Source organism: Nitrospira sp. BLG_2 (genome assembly GCF_049222245.1).
This window is the reverse complement of record NZ_JBLYIG010000043.1, coordinates 1-6,438: the sequence shown is the minus strand read 5'-3', so window position 1 is coordinate 6,438 and position 6,438 is coordinate 1. Positions and strand designations below refer to the sequence as shown.

Annotated in this window: 5 protein-coding genes; all 5 read left to right on the top strand. The window is 57.3% G+C overall.

The window, feature by feature from the left end; translation table 11 throughout:
* A partial coding sequence (locus ACOSYY_RS01225) for a cupredoxin domain-containing protein (RefSeq protein ID WP_421660424.1) occupies positions 1–1,931 on the top strand: 1,931 nt, incomplete at its 5' end.
* Positions 1,932–2,055: 124 nt separating this feature from the next.
* Positions 2,056–2,961: a carboxypeptidase-like regulatory domain-containing protein gene (locus ACOSYY_RS01220; protein ID WP_421660422.1), complete on the top strand. Its 906-nt coding sequence runs from the start codon at positions 2,056–2,058 to the stop codon at positions 2,959–2,961.
* Positions 2,962–2,991: 30 nt separating this feature from the next.
* Positions 2,992–3,924 (top strand): carboxypeptidase regulatory-like domain-containing protein, encoded by a 933-nt coding sequence (locus ACOSYY_RS01215; RefSeq protein ID WP_421660421.1) that lies wholly within the window; start codon positions 2,992–2,994, stop codon positions 3,922–3,924.
* A gap of 211 nt (positions 3,925–4,135) precedes the next feature.
* The gene (locus ACOSYY_RS01210; protein ID WP_421660419.1) at positions 4,136–5,494 is read left to right on the top strand and encodes a HEAT repeat domain-containing protein; all 1,359 of its coding nucleotides are present in this window, start codon (positions 4,136–4,138) and stop codon (positions 5,492–5,494) included.
* Between the two features lie 108 nt (positions 5,495–5,602).
* Positions 5,603–6,438, top strand: an 836-nt coding sequence (locus tag ACOSYY_RS01205) for a formylglycine-generating enzyme family protein (RefSeq protein ID WP_421660417.1), incomplete at its 3' end; no start/stop codon positions are given.

The window sequence follows — 6,438 nt, the reverse complement described above, 5'->3', positions numbered from 1 at the left end:
CCTACCATGATCCCAAGACCGGGAAGCAGATCCGGAGCGGACCGCTTGCCGATATCCGAACGGCGGAACCGGTTGGATATGGGGTGAACGGCAGCTTCCGGGAATTGCTGGTGCAGCTCAATGACACCGTGCCGCATACGGTGAACATCGTCACGGCGGGTAATCCTCCCGGGCAGCCGATCGAAGTGGCGTTGGAAGCCGGGAAAACGGTGTCCTTCCCCATGCCGGAAAAAATTCCCATGACGCCGATGCCCTTCCTCAACGGGGGGACGCATACGACTGGCGGCGGGTTGAATTTCAAAGCCGAGCCTATCTCGAGCCGCTTGGCGATGAATCCTGATTCGTCCAAGTTGTTCAGCAGCGCGGTGCACGGTGACCCCTATACGCCGATGGTACGAGCGTATCTTGGCGATACGGTGGTGTTCCGGCTGCTTCAGACCATGGCGAACGAGACGATGGTATGGACGCTTTCGGGTCATACCTATCTGACCGAGCGTTATGCGGGCGACGCAAACCGGAAGAATTCGATCCATATCGGCATTGCGGAGCGGTACGATCTGGTGGTGCCGCAGGCGGGTGGGCCCCGACTCCAACCAGGGGACTACATCCACTTCAACGGCCGCAACTCCAAGTTCTCCGAGGGTGCGTGGGGTATCATGCGGGTGTTGGACAAAGAGGTGCCCGACCTGCAAAAGCTACCGGCCGGATACAGCCGTCGCAATGAAATTCCGAAGCCATTGCCCGTGTGCCCGTCGGAGGCACCGGTGAAGAGCTTCAATGTCGTGGCGTTGGATTATCCTTCGATGAAGCTGAACCCCAAGGCGCCTGACGCCATTGAGGTCGATTTTGAACGGACAATCCAGATGGTCAATCCGGACGCGAAGATTTACGCGCTGGAAGAAGACGTGACAAAGGTCGCGGGAGGCGTTCAGCCGATGCCGCTGACTTTGCGGGCCAATATCGGCGATTGCCTGAAAGTAAAGCTGACCAATAGAATGAAGGAAAGCAGAGCATCGTTCTCCGCCATCGGTTTGGCGTTCGACCCCAAGGATTCGCTCGGTGCGAACGTCGGAAACAATCCCGGCGATCAGACTATCGCTCCGGGCGAGAGCCGCACATATACCTATTACGCGGACCCGTTCCTGGGTGAGACTTCTTCGTTGGTGTGGGATTGGGCCAATGTGGTGGCCAATCCGCGGAGCGGGCTCTATGGAGCAGTGGTGATCGGCCCCAAGGGCGCCCAGTACCGTGACCCGAAAACCGGCGCGGACATTTCGACGAAGAACAGCTGGGTGGCCGATGTCATCGTAGACCGGACGATTCAGGGTTATGAGAATCGAGTCAATTACCGGGACGTGGCCTTGTTCTTCCAGGACGAGGACAATATCATCGGGACGAGTTTCATGCCGTATATACAAAACACGGCGGGCTTGACCGCGGTCAATTACCGATCGGAGCCTTATAAATTCCGCGAAGAAAAAGGCTGTAGCCTCGGTAAAGTGTTCCAACCGTGCGTCGTGGACAAGCCGGAGGATCCGGTGACGCCGATCATCGAGGCGCATGCCGGGGATCCCGTTCGGATCCACGTGTTCGGCGCGAGCAGCGAACAGAACGGCATGTTCAGTGTCGAACGTCATGAGTGGCCGATTGAGCCGTTCATGCCTGGAGCCGACATGATCAGCGTGGTAGAGTTCGCCGGATCGGAATCGCTGGACGCGTTCCTTCCGAGTGCCGGAGGACCGTTCCGCATGCCGGGTGATTACGTGTGGAGCAATCAGCGGTTGCCCTACTCGCAGTCGGGGCAGTGGGGGTATCTGCGCGTATTGCCGACTGGAGACCAACGGGTACTGCCGCTCTCTCGTCCCGGGACAGGATCGAAGAGTGCGTCCGTTGATCAACCGAGGCATGTCGTTCCGGTAGCCACGCGGTAACTTGATTGCCTCTCAAAAAGGCAACCAATACAGAAAAGAGGGGGAGGCCTGCGCTCCCCCTCTTTCTTTATGGCAGGCATTTGGTACGATAAGAGAAATCGATCTTGATTGAAGGTGACATACAATGAAAGCAACGTTGGTTTCAGCCCTGCTCGTCTTGCTTTGTGCTTCCACCGCTTGGCCCTATGAAGAAATTGAGGTGAGAGACGGCGGCACGATCACTGGAAAAGTGAGGATGACGGAAGGGAAACCCGTCTCCAAAGCGTACAATCTCATCACCTTTCCGGATCCGGTTTATTGCGGAAGAATTTCCACCGGCACCGGGTGGCGGATTTTGGATGAGTTCAGCGTGTCGCCGGATCGAGGCCTCAAAGATACGGTTGTCTTGCTGATTGATGCGAGGAAGGGAAAGCCGTTCGAGTTCGTGCCGCCGACTATCGAGGCACGTGACTGCCGGTTCTTGCCGTTTGTCAGCGTGGTGAAGGACCGGGCCGAGGTACGGGTCGTCAACATGGATCCGGTCTTTCATGACATTCAGGCCTATGAGACATCGGAACTTGGTCCGCGCGTGTTATTCAACACACCCCTTCCGATGAATCCCAAGCATGTGCGTGACGCCGGGTCCGAGAGTCACGAGCATCTGGCCGGACAACCGATGATCGAAGTCATCAAGCTGACGAAGAACCGTCGGTTTTTCGTCATGCAGTGTGGGTTCCATGCCTACATGGAAAGCTGGGGGTTCGCAGTGGACAATCCCTATTACATGGTGACCGATAAGGAAGGAGAGTTTTCACTGTCCGATGTGCCCGCCGGCGAGTATACCTTGGTGGCATGGCATCCCGGTGTAGGGACGATGCTCGAAAAGAAAGTATCGGTGTCGGCGAAGAAGACTCTTCAAATCGACTTTACGTTCGAATCTCCAAAAGGGCGTCGTAGCGTCCACGAAATCGCTGAGAATCCGCGTTTCGGGTTGGAGGCGCTGGGAAAATCGCTGGAGATTCCCGCGACTCTCCAGCTGCAGACGCCATAATGCCGATTACGTGAATAGGAATGTTGCCCCATGAAGAGAGATCTCGTTTGCCTATTCATTTTCAGCGCAGCCCTTGTCTCGGCGGCAGTCCTCTCATCCGCCGCGCCGGCAAGCGCCTATGAAGTCACACCCGTACAACATGGCGGGACCATCGAAGGGACGGTGACTCTCGATGGACCGGTGCCGGAACCGAAGGGGTTCAATTTGATTACCTTTCCGGATCCTGCCTATTGCGGTCGCATCTCCAACGGCCGCGGGTGGCGCTTGCTCCATGACTTTGTCGTGAGTCGTCAGGGAGGACTGAAGAATGCCATCGTGCTGCTGGAAGGGGTGGACGCAGGGAAGCCGTTTGAGGTTTCTGTCCCGTTGATCGAAGCCCGTGACTGCGCGTTTCAGCCGTTCATGACCGTTGTTCGTAACGGGCATGCGGTCGAGGTCGTCAATATGGATCCCGTTATGCATGACATTCAGGGCTACGAGACGTCGCCGGAAGCGGGCGCGCGAGTGTTGTTCAATACCCCGTTGGTCATGAATCATCAACATCGGCGGGGGGATCTCCGCGCGACGCACGATCATGCTCCGGGTGCATCATTGGTCGGGCCGATTTATTTGAACAAGGGGCGCCGGACGTTTTACATGCAATGTGGTTTCCATGCCTATATGGAAAGCTGGGCCATGGCGGTGAACAATCCTTATTATGCCCTGACCGATGCCGAAGGGAAGTTTTCGATCAATGGCATCCCGCCCGGCACGTATCAACTGGTGGTCTGGCACCCGCAGACAGGACCTGGAGCGACAAGGACGGTTGTGGTGCAACCGGACGGCAAGCTTCGTGAGCAACTCTCTCTGCCCGCTCCCAAAGGGAATCGAACCGCGTATACGATCGTGGATAATCATCGGTTCGGCCCCGAGTCTTTAGGGTATTCTGTTGATATCCAGCCGCTGGTCGAACATCAACAGTGACAGTCACGCCGCCGTGTGCCGCCAGGAAGACTTGCCGATCGGCATCTGTTGTCTTCCTCGGAATCGTCGCAATGTGTACCGGGATCGATTCTGGACTGTGGCGGCACTCTCCCTCTTGACCGCAATTTTGTGACACCGTCGTCAAACGGGTACCCGGCAACAACCATCCTGAAAACATGAGCGCGACCGGGCGGTGACTCGAAGGACAGAGATGAATCCCCTGAGCATACGACAACGTGTGATCGCCGTGTGCATGCTTGTCTGCTGTATTCCTATGGCCGGGTCTGCTTTTGGAAGCGCGGCGTCGCGCATTCAGCAGAGTCAGGCACTCTATGACAAAAAGGAGTATCAGAAGGCGCTTGAGGAGCTGGACAAGCTCGACGCTCAGATATCGGGCGCGCCGGATGTTCGTCGACTCAGAATTCGCGCTCTTCTGAGACTGGGCAACCCGAACGATGCTTTGACACACTATGACGAGCTTGCGGCGGTGTTGAAGCGCGATGACCCATCGATCCTTCGTGAGATCTCGCTCGGCTTTGTTCTGCTCCTGACAAAGGACATGCGCGAGCAAATGCGTGGCGCGGCCTATACTGCCCTCAAAGAGTGGCACAGTGCCGAGGCAATTCCATTCCTGGAAGAGGGACTCAGTGACGGATCAGGGCTCGTCAGAGCGTTAGCGGCTGAAGGGCTTGCGAAGCTGGACGGGGGACGCCGCTCGGCTCAATTCCGGAAAGCCCTGGGAGATCAGGCGGTGCTGGTGAAGGAAGCGGTCCTCAAGGGGTTTGCAAAATCCGGTGATGCGTCGGTCCTCCCGCTCATCGAGCCGTTACTAAAAGATCCTGAGGCACGAATACGAGTCGCAACCGCGCAGGTGCTGTGCAATCTGAAACGCGCCAATGGCTGCCGACTTCTCTTTCAGCACGCGAAGGCGCCGAATCCGGATGAGCGGACCTCGGCGATTCGTGCCTTGGTTGAATCGAAGCCGAGGGAGTCTTTGCCGGTTCTTACCGAGTTGCGCGACGCCAAGCAGCCGTCGGTACGCGGAGCTGTCGCCACGGGGCTGGCCCATGTGCCTGCCGAGGAAGCGGTCGGTGCGCTGACACGGCTGCTGAGAGACCCGATCCCTCCCGTACGGACCGCCGCGGCCGTCAGCCTAGGGCAACTGCGTGAATTCGATGCGCGTACACCCTTGAATAAGGCTCTCGATGATCGCGACCCCGCCGTCAGAGCGTTCATCATCGGAGCGCTACTGGGGCAGGGCGAACGGTACGAGGTCGTGGCGGAACCGGTCCGGACTCTCACCAATACGAAAGAGCCCGCCGTTCGCGCTGCCGTGGCACGAGCTTTGGGGAATGTCGTAAAATCAAATCGCGAACCGGCTCAATCGGTCTTGATGCTGCTGATTCAGGATACGGTGCCTCGGGTGAGGATTGCCGCGACGAAATCAATGGCAAAGGTGGATGATATGCGCGCGATTCCGCTTCTCAAGCAGGGCTTGCACGACGCTGATGATGCCGTTCGGGCAACGGCCGGAGGAGCGCTGTTGAAACTGGTTCCGTCGAACGAATAAGGTCGGAACGTGTCGTTGTACGGCGTTCATCGGCATGGTCGGACCGAGATCGCTTTCCTTGGCTATGGTTTCATGAATACGTTCCGATCTTGTCGAAGGAGTTTGCCCATGGGTGCTCACATGTTTGCTGTGGCGGCGTTGTTGTGCTTCGGATTGGATGCATCCGTTCTCTTCGCGAATGAACAACCGGCTCATGATCCAACAGGATCACCGACGGGCAAAGACGGTGCACCGATGATCGTGATCCCGGCCGGCTCGTTTCCGATGGGTGTTCCGGAGGGAGCCCGTGACGGGGGACGCGATGAATATCCGCGCCACGACGTGTTCGTCGACACATTCGCAATAGACACATTTGAAGTGACACACGGCCGTTATCTGGAATTCGTCAAGTCCACACAGCATCGCGTCCCACAAAACCCAAGGAATCCGACCAGAAACCTCTGGCAAGGAGAACACATCACCGACGAATTGATCGATCGACCCGTGATCAATGTCGACTGGTTTGATGCCGAGGCCTACTGCAAATGGGCGGGCAAACGACTTCCCACTGAAGCGGAATGGGAGAAGGCTGCCAAAGGGACCTCCGATAGGCGATTTCCTTGGGGGAATGTCGAACCGACCCCCAAGCATCTCAATTACAATCAGCGGTGGATCGGGGAGAAGACTCTCATGCCCGTCGGGAGCTATGAAGCGGGCAAGAGTCCGTATGGAGTCTATGACATGGCCGGCAATGTGTGGGAATGGGTCAACGACTGGTATGATGCCGGATACTATGAGAAGAGCCCGAGCAAGAATCCAAAGGGTCCGGCCACAGGCACAAAGAAAGTGATTCGTGGCGCGGGCTGGCAAAATGAGTCGCCCACGGTTCGCATCTTTACTCGCGTGGAGAGCGACCCAACCGTCCGAAACGAGTCCACAGGATTTCGTTGCGCGTCCGATGCACC